Annotated in this window: 11 protein-coding genes; 2 read left to right on the top strand and 9 right to left on the bottom strand. The window is 42.9% G+C overall.

All coding sequences use genetic code 11. The features are described 5' to 3' along the window. Nucleotides 1-110: 110 nt before the first annotated feature. The 3 genes from ACFX4I_RS09915 to putP all read right to left on the bottom strand — a co-directional run bounded on the left by ACFX4I_RS09915 (nt 111) and on the right by putP (nt 4,207). Nucleotides 111-1,247, bottom strand: coding sequence for a DEAD/DEAH box helicase (locus ACFX4I_RS09915; protein ID WP_377420317.1), 1,137 nt, complete (start codon nt 1,245-1,247; stop codon nt 111-113). Nucleotides 1,248-1,294: 47 nt separating this feature from the next. Beyond that, on the bottom strand, nt 1,295-2,572 hold the full coding sequence (locus ACFX4I_RS09920; protein WP_377420319.1) for an ATP-binding protein: 1,278 nt from the start codon (nt 2,570-2,572) through the stop codon (nt 1,295-1,297). Between the two features lie 165 nt (nt 2,573-2,737). After that, the gene (putP, locus tag ACFX4I_RS09925) at nt 2,738-4,207 is read right to left on the bottom strand and encodes a sodium/proline symporter PutP (RefSeq protein WP_230300334.1); all 1,470 of its coding nucleotides are present in this window, start codon (nt 4,205-4,207) and stop codon (nt 2,738-2,740) included. A gap of 156 nt (nt 4,208-4,363) precedes the next feature. On the opposite strand from putP, the gene ACFX4I_RS09930 reads away from it, so the two are divergent. Then, a complete protein-coding gene (locus ACFX4I_RS09930; protein WP_377420321.1) occupies nt 4,364-6,412 on the top strand; it encodes a molybdopterin oxidoreductase family protein in 2,049 nt (682 codons plus the stop codon). Between the two features lie 145 nt (nt 6,413-6,557). Here ACFX4I_RS09930 and ACFX4I_RS09935 read toward each other — a convergent pair whose 3' ends face one another. From ACFX4I_RS09935 to ACFX4I_RS09945, 3 genes are all read right to left on the bottom strand, one after another. Continuing rightward, a complete protein-coding gene (locus ACFX4I_RS09935) occupies nt 6,558-8,078 on the bottom strand; it encodes an aldehyde dehydrogenase family protein (protein ID WP_377420323.1) in 1,521 nt (506 codons plus the stop codon). A gap of 249 nt (nt 8,079-8,327) precedes the next feature. Further along, nucleotides 8,328-9,761, bottom strand: coding sequence for an aldehyde dehydrogenase family protein (locus tag ACFX4I_RS09940; RefSeq protein WP_377420354.1), 1,434 nt, complete (start codon nt 9,759-9,761; stop codon nt 8,328-8,330). 18 nt (nt 9,762-9,779) lie between these two features. After that, nucleotides 9,780-11,105: an aminotransferase family protein gene (locus tag ACFX4I_RS09945; RefSeq protein ID WP_230302131.1), complete on the bottom strand. Its 1,326-nt coding sequence runs from the start codon at nt 11,103-11,105 to the stop codon at nt 9,780-9,782. Nucleotides 11,106-11,483: 378 nt separating this feature from the next. Here ACFX4I_RS09945 and rpoN point away from each other — a divergent pair, with 378 nt between their 5' ends. Next, the gene (rpoN, locus tag ACFX4I_RS09950; RefSeq protein WP_230302132.1) at nt 11,484-12,845 is read left to right on the top strand and encodes an RNA polymerase factor sigma-54; all 1,362 of its coding nucleotides are present in this window, start codon (nt 11,484-11,486) and stop codon (nt 12,843-12,845) included. Between the two features lie 181 nt (nt 12,846-13,026). On the opposite strand, the gene bluB is transcribed toward rpoN, so the two are convergent. From bluB to dacB, 3 genes are all read right to left on the bottom strand, one after another. Further along, nucleotides 13,027-13,668, bottom strand: coding sequence for a 5,6-dimethylbenzimidazole synthase (bluB, locus tag ACFX4I_RS09955; protein WP_098370466.1), 642 nt, complete (start codon nt 13,666-13,668; stop codon nt 13,027-13,029). Nucleotides 13,669-13,762: 94 nt separating this feature from the next. Then, complete coding sequence (locus tag ACFX4I_RS09960) at nt 13,763-14,368, bottom strand: uridine kinase family protein (protein ID WP_377420325.1); 606 nt, start codon at nt 14,366-14,368, stop codon at nt 13,763-13,765. A gap of 219 nt (nt 14,369-14,587) precedes the next feature. Then, nucleotides 14,588-16,009: a D-alanyl-D-alanine carboxypeptidase/D-alanyl-D-alanine endopeptidase gene (gene dacB / locus ACFX4I_RS09965; protein ID WP_377420327.1), complete on the bottom strand. Its 1,422-nt coding sequence runs from the start codon at nt 16,007-16,009 to the stop codon at nt 14,588-14,590. Between the last annotated feature and the right edge of the window lie 260 nt (nt 16,010-16,269).

A 16,269-nucleotide genomic window follows, 5' to 3' on the forward strand; every position in this document is an offset into this window, starting at 1 on the left:
TCATGTAGTGGGAATTCTGCACAATGAGCACCTTTTTAATTTTAAAATCTTAACGGGCATTCGCAAAAAAAAAAAAAAAGACAGCCGCCATGGCCGTCCCTTTTTTCGTATCATTCATCGACTACGATGTTTCCACCATAGAAGGTTACTCTCGTTAATGGAATCTCCAGTTCACGAGCCATTTTTTTCAACTCTCGCTCTTCTCTTTCCGTTACGATTGAAATGACAGTGCCATCTGCACCTGCTCGCCCAGTTCTCCCAGATCTATGGATATATTGTTCGATGTTGTCAGCCATATCAATATGAACGACCGCAGTAAGACCTTTAATATCAAGCCCCCTTGCCGCTACATCCGTTGCTATCAGCATTGGGGATTTTCCCGAACGAAGCTTGCGCAACGCTTTCTCCCTGTCGACTTTATTGGATTCCCCGTGAAGCACGCCCATTTCAATACCTTTATAACTCAGCTTTTCATGTAAGACGCTCAGCTCTGCGATATCATTCAGGAAGGCAAGGGCCTTCACATCTTTAATTCTTGTGATTTTCTCGAGAATCTTGGACTTTTCCCGTCTCTCAACAACAAAGTACAGATGGTCCACCTTTGATTCCATTTTTTCATGCTTATCGACCTTGATCATTTCGGGTTCATTCATGAATCCCCTGGCGGCTTTTTCCGTTTCCTCCGGCAAGGTCGCAGAAAATACCATGATTTGCCGGTCTTTTAGCGTTGTCTTGATAATATTATTAATCGTTCCCATATGCTCTGGAATGATCAATTGGTCACCTTCATCAAGAACTATCGTCTTAACTTCATGCATCTTCAATTTCTTTTGGGCAATCAATTCGTAAATACGCCCCGGTGTTCCAGCAATCACCTGGGGACGCTTCTTCAATTTGTCCAACTGCCTTTTCACATTAGCACCGCCGATGAATGCTGCACCCGTAATGCCGCTTCCCTCTGACCAAATGCGAATTTCTTCATTGATTTGCATGACCAGTTCTCGTGATGATGCCAAAATCAAAGCTTGGGGCGATTTCTTTTCAGGATCTATCTTTTCTAGCAATGGCAGTAAATATGCTAATGTTTTTCCCGTACCGGTCGGTGATTCGGCCATGATGTCTTTTCCCTCGACAATCACCGGAATCGCTTTCGTTTGAATCGGGGTAAGTTGTCCGAATCCGGACTTTTTCCAGACCTCTTGTATATATGGTTTTCTATCGTTCACTAATTCAGGTAATTCGCTCATATCGTTCTCCTTTAAAATATAACTTTTCCTATCTTTCATAGTACCATTTATTCTTGTCCAGTAGCCAACGGAATACGAATTGTAACCGTCGTCCCTTTGTTTATCTCACTTTCAAAATGCATTTCCCCGTGAAGTCGATGAACGATTTTCCGGCAAATTGCCAGCCCGATCCCTGTACCCTTTTCCTTCGTCGAATAAAAAGGCTCACCAATCCGTTCAAGGCGCTCGGGAACCATTCCCATGCCATTATCACTCACGCTGACTACAGCTTGTCCATCGATGGTTTGCAGCGATATATCAATTTTCCCATTATCCTCAATCGCTTCAATGCTGTTCTTGACGATATTGATTACCAACTGTTTAATTTCAATTGGATCAGCCATAATATAAATCGGTTCAGCGGTTTTAGCCCTGAACCCCATTTCGATATTATTCAAATTCGTTTCTGCTTTCATCAATGTGAATACCTGTTGTAAACTGTCGGCAAGATCGATCCTGCGGAATGCTACATCCTGTTTCTTCCCAAGAATCAAAAGTTCACTTGAGATAATATTAATTCGGTCAATCTCCTTCAACATGATATCAGTATGCAGCGGGTTTACCTCCTGCGTCATATCCATTAACTGTACGAATCCTTTTAACGATGTCAGCGGATTCCTTATCTCATGTGCGACCGCTGCAGCCAGATGTCCGATTACAGATAGCTTTTCAGACATGATCATCAATTCCTCTTCGCGCCGCAATTCAGTAATATCCCGAACGATTGCATATACTCCCAGCATTTCCGCGTGAACGATGATCGGTAAAAAGGTTACACGGATTATCCGTTCTTCATCACTGCCATTCTGAATGGTCGTTTCGAATTTCACAGCCTCCCCTTGAAGGGACTGTTTAAAGAATACAGATACTTTATCACTTTCATTCCAGTTAAGGAGATGATTCGCATTCTTGCCTTTCAAATTGTCACTGTTATGACCTAATAGTTTTTCAGCTTCAGGGTTTATCGAAACGACATTTCCTTCGAGATCCAGCTCAAGAACACAATCCGGGTTATGCTTGAACAGCGACCGATACTGTTCATCCTTCAGAATGAATTCCTGTTGGGACCTCAACATTTTCCCCGTCCAATACCTGATTATGAAGTATAGGAAAAGACCGGTTATGAAAATGAACATCCACCCTTTGGAATGTTGAAACATTGCATATACCTGAACATCTGCCCTTGCCTGTGTCATAGAGATGTAATCCGTAACGAAAATCCATAAGACCCCAATGATTATATATATAAAAGCCACTTTACATGCAATTTTATGAGATTGGTTCATATTTTTTCCTTTATATCGTTTTTTGGTTTATTATTCCCAAATCACTCAAAAAAAAGCCCTCATGTTTTCAACATAAGGACTCTATCGGTATTGTACCATATATATTGCATTCATTGTTTTATATCGCTAAAAAATCAAGCACCATTTTAACTCGACCCTCACTGATCAAGAGAGGTCTTTAATGGCTTGATTGAATTCTTCTTCTATATCTTTTGTAGGCTTGGCCGATAATAAGCTGAAAACGACTACCGCTATTGAACCAGCGATGAAACCAGGAATGATTTCGTATACTTCAGCGAACTTATCGATCATATCCCAGACGATCACGGTTGCCGTACCGACAATCATTCCCGCCAGGGCTCCCCATTTCGTCATCCGTTTCCAGTACAGGCTTAACAGAATGACAGGACCGAAGGCCGCTCCAAAGCCAGCCCATGCATAACCCACCAATTTAAGGATCGTACCGCTTGGATTAAAAGCCAATAATAGGGCAATGGCAGATATCGCCAATACACCAAATCGGCCTACCAGCACTAATTCCTTATCAGATGCATCCGGCCGAATGAACTGCTTATAGAAATCATCGGTCAAAGCACTTGCCGAAACTAAAAGCTGTGATGCAATCGTACTCATGACCGCTGCTAAAATAGCAGCCAACAAGAAGCCTGTAATTAAAGAAGGAAACAGTTCTTTAGATAAAATGATGAAGACGGACTCAGCATTTTTTTCCCCTAAAGGACTGTTTGTCAGGTTAAAATAAGCTATTCCCACCAATCCGGTGAACATCGCCCCGACGATAGCAAAAATCATCCAGCCCATACCGATTCGGCGTGCACTTTTCAATTCTTTAACAGATGAAACCGCCATGAATCGAACGATAATATGAGGCTGCCCGAAATAACCAAGCCCCCATGCCACAAGAGATATGATGCCAATGGTTGATGTTCCTTCAAAGACATGCAATAAATCCGGGTTGATCGATCTTATTTCATTGAAGGTAGGATCCCAGCCACCAATATTTACAATCGTGACAACTGGCACTAGAATTAAGGCAATGAACATAATTGTACCTTGTACGAAGTCGGTCCAGCTAACAGCCAGGAATCCGCCAAATAATGTATAAAGAATAACAACACTCGCCGTCAGCCAGATGCCCCACCGATAATCCAAATTGAAAGCGGAGCGGAAAAGCTCACCGCCTGCTACCATGCCTGAAGATGTGTAAAAGGTGAAGAAAATTAAAATGACCGATGCTGATACCACTTTTAAGACCCTGGAGCCATCTTTAAACCGATTCCCCAAAAAATCGGGAATCGTAATCGAATTGCCGGCCACTTCCGTGTATGTCCGAAGTCTTGGTGCCACGAATAACCAGTTTAAATAAGACCCTGCACAAAGGCCGACGACAATCCAGCCCGCACTTAACCCGCTTATGTACATGGCACCGGGAAGACCCATCAACAGCCAGCCGCTCATATCGGAAGCTCCTGCACTCAATGCAGTTACAGCCGGGCCCAAGTTCCGGCCGCCAAGCATGTAATCGGTTAGGTTGGCCGTTTTCCGATAGGCCAAATAACCAATTAATAGCATACCTGCCATGTATATTCCAATTGATATTATAATTCCATAATCCAAAAATGAATCCTCCTATTTATAGGTTAATTTTCATCTTGTAAGCTTATCAGAAAAAAAAACATATGTTAAGAAGTTCTTGCACCTTTCAACGATTTCACTTTCAATATAATTAAGAAAATTCATTTTATTAGATTAAATTATTAGGAGGAATACGCCATGCAATCCTATATCAATCAGCCAGATGGAGTCTTTCCCTCTGTTTGCTCTCTTGACTGTCCTGATCAATGCGGTTTACTGCTGCACAAAAAAGACGGGAAAATCATTAAAGTTCAAGGAGACCCTGATCATCCAGTCACAAAAGGGAATATTTGCAACAAAGTCCGAAACATGACCGCTCGCCTATATGACCCCAATCGCTTAAAACAGCCATTAAAGCGCAGCGGTCCGAAAGGAGAAGGGAATTTTGCTCCAATCAGCTGGGAAGAGGCCATTGACACAATCACTTCCAAATGGAAAGACCTGATCGAATTGCACGGTCCGGAAAGCATACTTCCCTACAGCTTTTACGGAAACATGGGCAACCTCAGCGCTGAGGGAATGGATCGCCGTTTTTTCCACAAACTCGGTGCAAGCATGCTCGAGCGTTCCATTTGTAACGCGGCAGGCTCAGTCGGATACAGCTATACAATGGGTGGTTCATTCGGCATCGATCCAGAAGAAACGATTCATACAAAGCTTTTCATCATGTGGGGCATTAACGCTGTAAGCACAAATATGCACCAAGTAACGCTTGCCCAGCAAGCACGAAAAAACGGGGCCAAAGTAGTTGTCATTGACGTACATAAAAACCAAACCGGCAAGTGGGCAGATTGGTTCATTCCGATTTTGCCTGGCACCGATAGTGCGCTTGCCCTCGGATTAATGCATATACTATATGCCGAGAATCTAGTCGACCAGCCCTTTTTGGATGAATACACAGTTGGTGCTGCCGAATTGCGCGAACACGTCCGCCAATATGACCCTTCGACCGTTTCCGCGATCACTGGCGTTCCAATTGATGACTTATATGAATTAGCCAGGATGTACGGCACCACAAGTCCATCATTCGTTCGGATAGGCAATGGCCTGCAGCACCATGACAATGGCGGCATGGCAGTACGTACCATCGCATGCCTGCCTGCACTTACCGGCCAATGGATGACCGAAGGCGGCGGAGCCATCAAAGGGAATTCTGGATATCTGGCTTTTAATACAAATGCCTTAAGACGTCCTGATTTATTGCATAATAAAGCTACGCGGACCATTAATATGAACCAAATCGGTCAAGCTCTTATGGAAAAGGAAAACCCGATTCGCTCCATGTTTGTATACGGCTCCAACCCAGCACTTGTCGCTCCTAATGCAAATAAAGTGCAGGAAGGTCTAATGCGGGAAGATCTATTCACAGTTGTACATGATCTATTCTTAACCGAAACGGCCATGTTTGCCGACCTCGTCCTTCCTGCCACATCTTCTTATGAAACGGAGGATTTTTATAATTCATACTGGCATAATTACGTGCAAATACAAAAACCTGTAGTCGAAAAATATGGCGAGTCGAAATCGAATGTTGAATTGTTCAAACTGTTAGCTGCTGGAATGGGATTTGTGGAACAAGCATTTAGAGATTCAGAGGAAGATATGATACGTCAGGCGCTAGATTTTCCCGATAACCCGCATTTAGAAGGCATCACCTATGACTCCCTTTCTCGGAAACAATTTGTCAAAGCCAAGATGCAGCCGATGTTCCCAGGAAAACTCCCGACACCAAGCGGTAAAATCGAACTTTATTCCGAAAGGATGAAGCAGGATGGATACGAGCCTTTGCCAACATATACGCCAATCATAAAAGACAGCGACCTGCCATTTTTATTCATTCCAGCACCTAATCACAATTTCTTGAATTCAACTTTTTCAAATAATGCCAAACATATCTCCATGGAAAAGGAACCGAAATTGCACATGAATGCCTCTGATGCCAAAACAATGGGGATATCCTCCGGTGATATGGTTAAAATCTGGAACGATCGCGGTGAGTGTTTGCTTACCGCTGCTCCCGGTGAAAATGTGTTACCCGGCGTTCTTGTCAGCCAAGGCTTGTGGCAGAATGCACCTGAAACAAAACAACACATCAATTCCCTTACCCCAGATCGGCTCGCAGATATGGGTAATGGTGCCGTTTTCTTTTCAGGACGGGTTGATCTTGAAAAAGTCCACCAAAAGTAAATCAATGTTTAGCAATCTTTGAATATATCTGCGGTTTCCGGAGTTATATCTCCGATTTTTGAAATATATCTGCGATTCTGGCATTTTATCTCCGATTCCACAAAAAAAGGCTGTTCCACAAGGAACAGCCTTTTCGTCAAGCCCTTTATTCTTCATCAAACCAGCCTGTTGGCTGGATATCCAAGTTGTTATTGATTTGCTTCACTTCGGTGTAAGCTTCGTAACCGAAAGTTCCCAGTTCGCGTCCATTTCCGCTTTGCTTGAACCCTCCCCAAGGAGCTTCGTTATAAGTCGGATGATATGAGTTTATCCACGTGATGCCGGCACGCACTTTTTTAATGACACGGTACGCTTTTGCGATATCATTCGTGAACACCGCTCCCGCTAAACCGTATTTCGTATCATTGGCCAGTCGAAGTGCTTCCGCTTCATCCTTGAACTTTTGAACGACAAGCACCGGTCCAAAAATTTCTTCCTGCACAATCCGCATGTCCGGTGTCGTATCAACAAAAATAGTAGGTTCGACAAAGTAACCTTGATCCAAGCCTTCTTCTTTCATTCGATTTCCACCGACGATTATTTTGGCACCTTCTTCTTTTCCGATTTGGATATACGATAATATTTTGTTCATATGGGCTTCTGAAACGATAGGACCCATCTGGCTGCTTTCATCAGAACCTGAACCTACTTTGATCTTTTTCGCCTTCGCAGTAAGACTTGCAATGAACTGATCGTAAATCGATTCTTCCAACAGTAAACGAGAACCTGCTGAACACACTTGTCCTTGATTACAGAAAATCCCGTATAGAGCATAATCAACGGCAGTCTCAAAATCAGAGTCGGCAAATACGATATTAGGCGATTTCCCGCCGAGCTCCAATGTCACCTTCTTTAGGTTACCCAGTGAAGCCTCCATGATTTTACGCCCTGTTTCCGTCCCTCCTGTAAAGGCCACTTTATCGATTTCCTCATGTTCGGCAATGGCTTGTCCGACAACTGGCCCCGCTCCTAACACAAGGTTTGCGACACCTTTTGGCAATCCGACTTCATCCATGATTTCGAATAGTTTGACCGCTGTCACAGGGGTGATTTCAGATGGTTTGAAAACAACGGAATTTCCTGCAGCGAGCGCCGGGGCGAGTTTCCATGCTGACATCATTAGCGGGAAATTCCATGGAACGATCTGCCCGCATACACCGATCGGTTCCCTTACGACCATTGCTTGCTGACCGTCAGGAACTTCAAAAGTTTGACCTGTCGGTTTTGTAGCCAATCCTGCATAATATCTAAAACAGGCTGCTGAATCCGCTATATCATAACGAGCCTCACGCAATGGTTTCCCATTATCCAATGTTTCCAACGCAGCTAATTCTTCAGCTTTTTCTTCTATTTTGTCGGCTATTTTGAATAAAATGCGAGCTCTTTCCACAGCAGGAGTTCCCCACCAACCACCTTCATAGAAAGCATATTTTGCTGCCTCGACCGCTGCATCCACATCTTCCTGTGTTCCTTCCGCAGCTTTGGCAATAACTTCCCCCGTGGCCGGATTCAATACATCCCTCTTCTCCCCTGAAGTCGAATTCACCCATTCCCCATTGATGAACATCTTTAAGTCCAGTGCTCCCGTTCCTTCTTTTTTCGTGTTATTTTGCAAAGTTTCCTGCATATAAATTCCTCCTCGGTTTTAATTTATCTACCTATATAGAAGATATGAGCAAGATTCATGCCAGTTTGAAATAATAGGTAAAACACGTTTTTTTACCCTTTCCCGTCTCATTTAAATTCAATCGTGAATTACCTATTCATTTTTGCATAACATATGAGCAATCCTTAATCTCAACTTCTTTCAAGATTCATAGAAAAATAAACCTGCAGCTCAAAAAAAGAGATGAGCAGCTGCTCATCTCTTTTCTGACTAATTTCGGTTAATAATGACCAGTTTCATTTCCGTCATTTCTTCAATGGCATATTTTAACCCTTCGCGGCCAGTCCCGCTTTTTTTGACTCCGCCATACGGCATGTTGTCGACACGGTAAGTTGGGATATCATTAATGATAACACCGCCGACTTCCAATTTTTCTGCGGCAGAAAGAGCCAGATTGATATTTTCTGTGTAAATCCCGGCCTGCAATCCGAATTCGGAATCGTTGACCAAGTCAATCGCTTCCTCAACAGAAGAAACCTTATTGATCAAAACAATGGGAGCGAAGACTTCCTGACAAGATACCTTAAGCATTGCATCCACTTCCAGCAACACAGTCGGATGCAGGATATTCCCTTCAGATTTACCTCCTGCTGCGACGATCGCACCGTGTTGTTTAGCTTCACCGATCCAATCCAGGCTTCGCTGTACATCACCAGCACTGATTAATGCCGAAATATCCACAGACGGGTCCAAAGAATCTCCTAGTTTCAAGCCATTCGTTGCTTCTGTGAATTTTTTGACGAACTCATCATATACCTCTTCATGAACATATGCGCGCTGTAAGGAAATACAGACCTGCCCTTGAAAAGCGAATGCTGCCGATACACAGCGTTGGATGATTTTATCGATATTGATCCCTTTATCAACGATGACAGCCGCATTCGAACCTAGTTCAAGACTCACTTTCTTTAATCCGGCCTTACTACGGATCCCGATTCCGACAGCCGGACTTCCAGTAAATGAAATGCTCTTCACCCGTGAATCGGTGACTAATTTATCACCAATAACCGAACCGCTTCCGGTAACTAAATTAAACGCACCTGCCGGCAAATCAGTTTCAGCTAATAGTTCAGCAAGAAATAGCGAAGATAGCGGTGTTTGGCTCGCAGGTTTCAGGACAAGTGTATTTCCGGCAGCAATGGCCGGGCCTACTTTATGGGCAACGAGGTTCATCGGAAAATTAAAAGGGGTAATCGCACCTACGACGCCTAGAGGCTCACGGACTGTGTATCCTATCCTTCCTTCTCCGTCAGCTGTAGCATCCATCGTCAATGTTTCCCCATGAATCCTTTTTGCTTCCTCTGCTGCAAATTTATATGTGGCAACCGTCCGGGATACTTCAACCATTGCCGTTTTGATCGGTTTTGCTGCCTCTTTAGCAATAATTTCAGCTGCCTCATCTTTACGGCTCTCCAAAAGGCTCGCAAGCTTTTCAAGTATTGCAGCGCGTTTATGACTAGGTAAAGCTGCCATTGTTTTTCTAGCTTGATAGGCCGCTTCTATTGCCAACTCTACATCTTCAAGGCTTGCCGAAGGAATCTCCGCTAGAACTTCCCCACTATAGGGAGACTTTAGTGTCGTGAACTTTTCAGCTTCTTGCCATTTACCATTAATGAATAATTTCTTTTTCAGCGTTTCCGTCATGACCATCACTTTCACCTCTTATAAAATTTCTTTTTCGACAGCTGTAAATGTCTCATCAAGGATTTCAATTATTCTTTCGACTTCCGATTTCGTAATGATTAAAGGCGGTGCGAATACGAGTGTATCTTGATCAAACGTAACAGACCGGCAAATCAAACCATTCTTCGCCGCTTCAGCAACCAGTCTTGGAGCAAGCTGTGTCTCAAAGCCTTCGCCTGTTTGTTTGTCCTTTACGATGGAGATGCCTCCAATTAATCCAAGTGCCCTGACATCACCAATAATCGGGTGTTTGCTTTGAAGCTTCTTAAAGCCGGCAAGCAACTCTTCACCACGCTGTTTCGAGTTTTCTATCAAGTTTTCACGTTCAATTATTTCAATATTTTTCAAAGCAACCGCACATGCCATAGGATGCCCACTGTATGTGTAACCGTGTAAAAGCGTGCCTTTTGAAAGGGCAATGAAATCCTGATGCATCTTATCATTCAGGACGACCCCGCCTAACTGTGCATATCCGCTCGTCACACCTTTTGCGAAGCACATCATATCAGGCACAACACCAAAGTGTTCAATCCCAAAATAAGTCCCTGTTCTTCCAAAACCTGTAATGACTTCATCCGTCACCATTAAAATGCCGTATTCATTACAAATCTCCCTTACTTCCTTAAAATAGCCTTCAGGAGGAAGGTTCACGCCACCAGCCCCTTGAATCGGTTCAGCGATAAATGCCGCAATCGTTTCCGGCCCTTCCTGTTCTATGACCTTACGCAACTCTTCAATGGAGGAACCGTCCACATGGTAAAAATCCGGTGCGATTGAATTCGTGAAATCTCGGAACGGCTTCAGGCCAGTCGCACTTGTAGCTCCCATTGCCACTCCATGATAGGATTTCGAGCGAGAAATGATTTTTTGACGATTAGGCTGCCCTTTCAAAAGCCAGTAATGACGAGCAAGTTTGATGGCCGTATCATTCGACTCCGATCCACCTGATGTGAAGAATACTGCATTCAAATCCCCAGGAGCAATGGAAGCGATTTTGGCCGCCAACCGGATTGCCGGCTCATTGCTGAAAGTGGCGAAACTTGAGGTGAAAGCTAGCTTCGTCATTTGTTCCTTCGCGACTTCAGCCATCTCTTCTTGTCCATGTCCAATATTTACATTCCAAAGTGAAGCCATGCCATCAATGACAGTCCTGCCCGTGACATCCGTAAGATATATTCCCTTCCCTTCCTTAAAGATGAAACTTGGACCATCTGCCTGCTGTTGCTCGATTGCCGTAGTCGGATGAATAAAATGCTTTTTATCCAAATCGATTAATTCCTGAATACCCGTCGTTTCTTTGATCATGTAAAAAACACCCTTCTCTTGTAGTGGATTTTTTCAAGCTAGTTTATTTTTTTATTTATATATTTAGATATAGCAAGATGCATGCCAAATTATATGAGCCTTATATTAAAGGTATTCAAGTTAAAATGATTCACATATAAATCATTAGGAGTTTGTGTCGATTCATATATGAATCATTTGATTCGCATTCGAATCACCTAACGCCCATTCATTAGAATAAATACTAAATTACAAGTCCCCCCACTTTATTTTCTAATTGATGTTACAAAACCTGACACATAATGTTGAATTTTCAGAAGTTTTGTATTATTATCATGTTAATATTTTTTCATCTCTCTTGAGCCGCCATGTTAATCTAAACGAAAGAAGTTGATATATATGCAGGTAGGATTTGAACTGTACCAAAAACAAACCTTGAAATTGTCATTAACCCCTGAATTACAGCAATCGATCAAGATCCTTCAATATTCGACCCATGAACTAATAAGTTTCCTAAACCGACAGGCTTACGAAAATCCCGTTCTCGAAATAAGCTTTAAAGACCCCCTCGCATCACTTTCTGAATCTAGCATTCGTACACCTAAAATAAATTCTCTGAAACGGTCCTCTAAAAGTAAAAGTTTCAACGGAGATAATGATTACAACCCAATCAACAATTATTCAATCAACACAGAAACACTGGAAAGCCATTTACTGGAACAATTGAGTTTACTAAGTTCGTTGAAAGCAATTGAAAGGAGGATTCTCCAATTTTTAATCGGGAACTTAAATGAATATGGATTTCTTGAATTGGATGTCAATTGGACTGCCTCGCATTTTTCCGTATCCATCGAAGAAATAGAAAATATGATTCAAGTTTTGCAATCCCTTGACCCGATTGGAGTCGGGGCTAAAGATCTAACCGATTGCTTACTCATTCAGCTGCGTGAGCATGAGGATCGCAATGAATTGGCGTATAAGATCGTTAAAAAGCACTTAACGGACTTAGCAGAAAAACGCTACAGGAAAATTGCTGCCCTTTACAAAGTGACCATTCAGGAAGTACAAGAAGCGTCGGATTTCATCCGTACGTTAAACCCGCGTCCCGTCAGTCACTTTTCCAATGATTTGACTCATTACATCATTCCGGACGTTTACGTGGAAAAAGAAAAAGAAGGTTTTCTGATAACGGTCAATGATAGCTGCACACCTAAACTTTCCATCATTCCTTTCTACAAGGACCACATCGCTCTGAATCCTGTTAATCCAGCTAAAGATTATATAAAAGGGCACATAAATGATGCCCAATTACTTTTAAGAGGGCTCGAACAAAGGCAAATGACACTTTACAAGGTGGCAGCGACAATAGTGGACGAGCAGCAAGAGTTTTTCATGAAGGGAATTACGGGGTTAAAACCTATGACACTGAAAGACATTTCGGAAAAACTCCAGGTTCATGAATCAACAATCAGCAGGGCGACGAGCAATAAATATATCCAGACGCCGCATGGCCTCTTTAAACTTAGGAACTTCTTTACTAGAGGGTTAAACCGCGTGAACAGCCAAGCAACCGAATCAACGACCACCATCAAAGAAAAAATAAAGGTCTTGATTGCCGATGAAGATAAGATAAAGCCTTTTTCAGATCAGAAACTTTGTCAAATATTCGAAAATGAAGGGATGAAGATTTCCCGCCGCACTATTGCAAAATACCGTGAAGATCTCGGTATACCGGGATCTTCAAAACGGCGCAGATTTTAAAATCAAACCAAATTTTGTGTCCACATTACGGAGTGACGTATTTTAAAAGACTCTTACAAAGGATGTATCTATCGTAAGGGTCTTCTGTTTTTCCACTGCTTCATTTCATTTTTTTGTAAAAAAATCATTTCTTCTCAACAAAAAACCCCTGAAACAGGGGCTAGAATCATAATATATAGTTTTATTTATTACCCCATTTATCTTTGAAAATAAGTTCATCCATCGGCCTTCTTTTTTCCCAATTAGCAAGTTCAAGAATAGGTTTATCGGGATATTGATCCGTATAGCCAATCGACAGGAGTGCGACGGGTTCTATATGCGGCGGGATCTCCAAAATATCACGAATATCATTTTTCTTATAAAAGCTTACCCATCCCATTGCCAATCCTTCCGCACAGGCAGCCAGCCACATATTTTGAATCGCGCAGGCTGTGGATAGGATATCCGTTTCCGGAATGGAGTTCCTCCCTAAAACATGGGAGCCGCCCCGTGTCGGGTCGCATGTAACACAAATGGTGTAAGGTGCTTCTTTTAACCCTTCCACTTTCAAGCTAAGAAACTTATTTTCTTTATCTCCTTCATAATGAATAGCGAGTGCCCTTCTTTCTTTATCCGCTGCCCATGCCAAACTGTTCTTGGTTTCCTGAGATGAAATCACGATGAAACTCCAAGGTTGCATGAACCCTACAGACGGCGCATGATGTGCAGCATCCAAAATTCTGCGGAGTATATCCTTTGAAATGGGCTTAGGCAAAAAACTCCTGATATCCCTTCGGTTATAAATGGCTTTATATACGGCAGCTTGTTCTTCATTAGTAAACATAGTTTTCCCCCAAGTTTCCGGCTTTTTCTAAACATACATACAATTTTATAGGTAAACCCTTACAATTAAAAGCGAGTTCCAGAAATCCATGGATTCAGCTCGTTCCGTCCACAACAAGATTCGCTCTTTCTTGAGGATTTTGCGCACTCACATAGAGATCTTCATGCACCATCCAATGATCCTCCCACATTTGCCGCGCTTCTTCACCATCCCGCTCAAGCCCCCGTTTCAACCGCTGATCACGGGGACATTCCACCCAAATCGTGAAATCATGGTACCCTGCCAATTCTTTACGGATGGAATATGTTCCTTCTATAATAATAACGCCTTCAGCAGGAACATCATGCCATTCGGCCATAGTGTCCGTTTTCCAATCATACCTTTGATACCTTGCATCCTGCCCGTTTGTGAGTGGTTTCAGAATTTGGTTAAATACCCGTTCCCAATCGTAATCCGCACCAATCTGCTTTTGGGATGGAGGCAGTTGGACCCTATCCGTTGATGGCAAATAAAAATCATCCATATGAACGACCGCGCTACCTGGACACTCAACTTGGATACGGGAAGCGAGTGTACTTTTTCCGGATCCGCCCCGGCCATCTATCGCCAATATATATGGAGATCGTTTTTTGGAAATTTCGTGAATTTCAGCTACAAGACTGCTAATCGTATACTGTCCATCAAGTGTTGGAAAATTCATGAGCATTCCTCCTATACTACTTATTTCTATTCATCCTCCCTCAAATTCCTTCATTGAGAGGATAAAATGAAAAAAACTAGAAGAAGGTGCTGGCAATGTTATTGAATGTGCATCGAATTGGATACGCCATTCGGATTTGCCGAAGAAAATGAATTGGCAGATGCCAATCTGTTTCTAGCAGATTTCCCTGAACTTCAAACTTTGTTTTCCAAATGGATACTAAAGGCCACTCCCCAACCGGTTTTCCTTTTCTGCGAGCATCACCGCTATCTTATCCTGGATTGCCGTAATGCCTTTTTCTTCTACAAAATTATTCAAGATGATCGAAAATATGACTTTTTCCCCTCTTTTGGTCGTAACATAACCTGATAAAGAGCTCGTTCCTGAAATCGTCCCTGTTTTAGCGCGAACATTCCCGGCTGCATATGTCCCTTTCATCCTCTTTCTTAGCGTACCGCCCACCATCCGATTTTCGTTGCCTGCAATCGGCAAAGCATTCAAGTAAGCAGGAAACCACGTTTTTTCCTGTACGACATACAGCAGCTTCGTTATTTCATTAGCTGGAATCATATTGACTTGGGAAATTCCAGATCCATCACGCATCATGATCGTTTGCATATCGAGACCCATACTCTTCAGCTGATTTCGAGCAACCTTCAAACCATCCTTCCAGCTTCCCTCCCCTTCTGCCTCTTTGCCCATTTCTTTCACCAAAACCTCGGCATGGCTGTTATTGCTCAATTTCATGAAAGGAATAAGCAGTTGTGAAAGCGGCATGGACTGATGAGTGGCAATCATGTCCGCTCCTACTGGCGTTTTCCCTTTTTTCCTTTTTCCCAACACTTTAATTCCATGTTTATTCATTGAGTTTTCAAATAGGCTCAGGGCATATTCTGTGGGATCTTTCACCGAGATCCACTCTTTGGTCACCCCGGCATGCTCCGGAATGGTTCCGGTCACCGTAATGAATTGTGTGCCATGAGACCGTTCGACTTCAATTTTCTTATTGCCGTCTTCCGATTCAGTTTTCGTTTTGTTGATGACCTTCACATAATCCGTTTCCGGCTTCAGCTTCACCGTTGCCCTTTTACCAGCCTTTTTCCCAGGGGAAATCTCCACAATGATGGTACCGGTATCGTATTCTTCACTCGGGGAAGCAGTTAAGGCTGAAACTGCCGCCCCGTAATATTCCTGTTCATCGCTCCAAACTAAATCTTGGGAATAGCGAACATCGTCATACCAAGAATCATCGCCTATAAGATCCCCATGAACCACCTTAACTTGTTTGCGCTTCAGTGAAGCTGCCAGCTCATCGAAATCCTTTTCCAATAATGTGGGATCTCCTTTTCCTTTCAGGTACACATTGCCCTGCAGAACATGGCCAACTTGCACTCCTTTTATGTATAGTTCCGTTTGAAAAGCATGATCTTCCCCTAAAGTTTCCAGCGCAGCTGCTGCAGTCAATAGCTTAAGGTTCGAAGCAGGACGCAATCTCGTTTGCGCCCCCCGTTCATAAATCATTTCCCCCGTTTCAGCTGAACGGATGGAAATTCCCGTTAACGCGCCAGCCAATCCCGGCGATTCATCCAATATTTGTTGAATTTCCTGCCCTAAGTTTCCTTCATCATTCGCAGCTTGCATCGATTCTCCATTAAAAAAACAAATCAAAAACAGGAAGAATATAAAACTTAACTTCCTTTTGTATGTCAAACTTATCACTCCCACTCTAAAAGCTCACCACTTCTATCTTGTCCAATTTACAGTCATATAAAAAGAAAAGATCACAGATCACTAGAAGTCCTTATTTATACATACTCAGGAGACTGGAGGATTATTCGGCCGCCACTCCACGGAATCGATAGGGACCCCGACTTCATGATTTCTTGGCACAAAAGAATAAT

This window comes from Peribacillus sp. YIM B13472 (assembly GCF_042788005.1).
Taxonomy (GTDB): Bacteria; Bacillota; Bacilli; order Bacillales; family DSM-1321; genus Peribacillus; species Peribacillus simplex_E.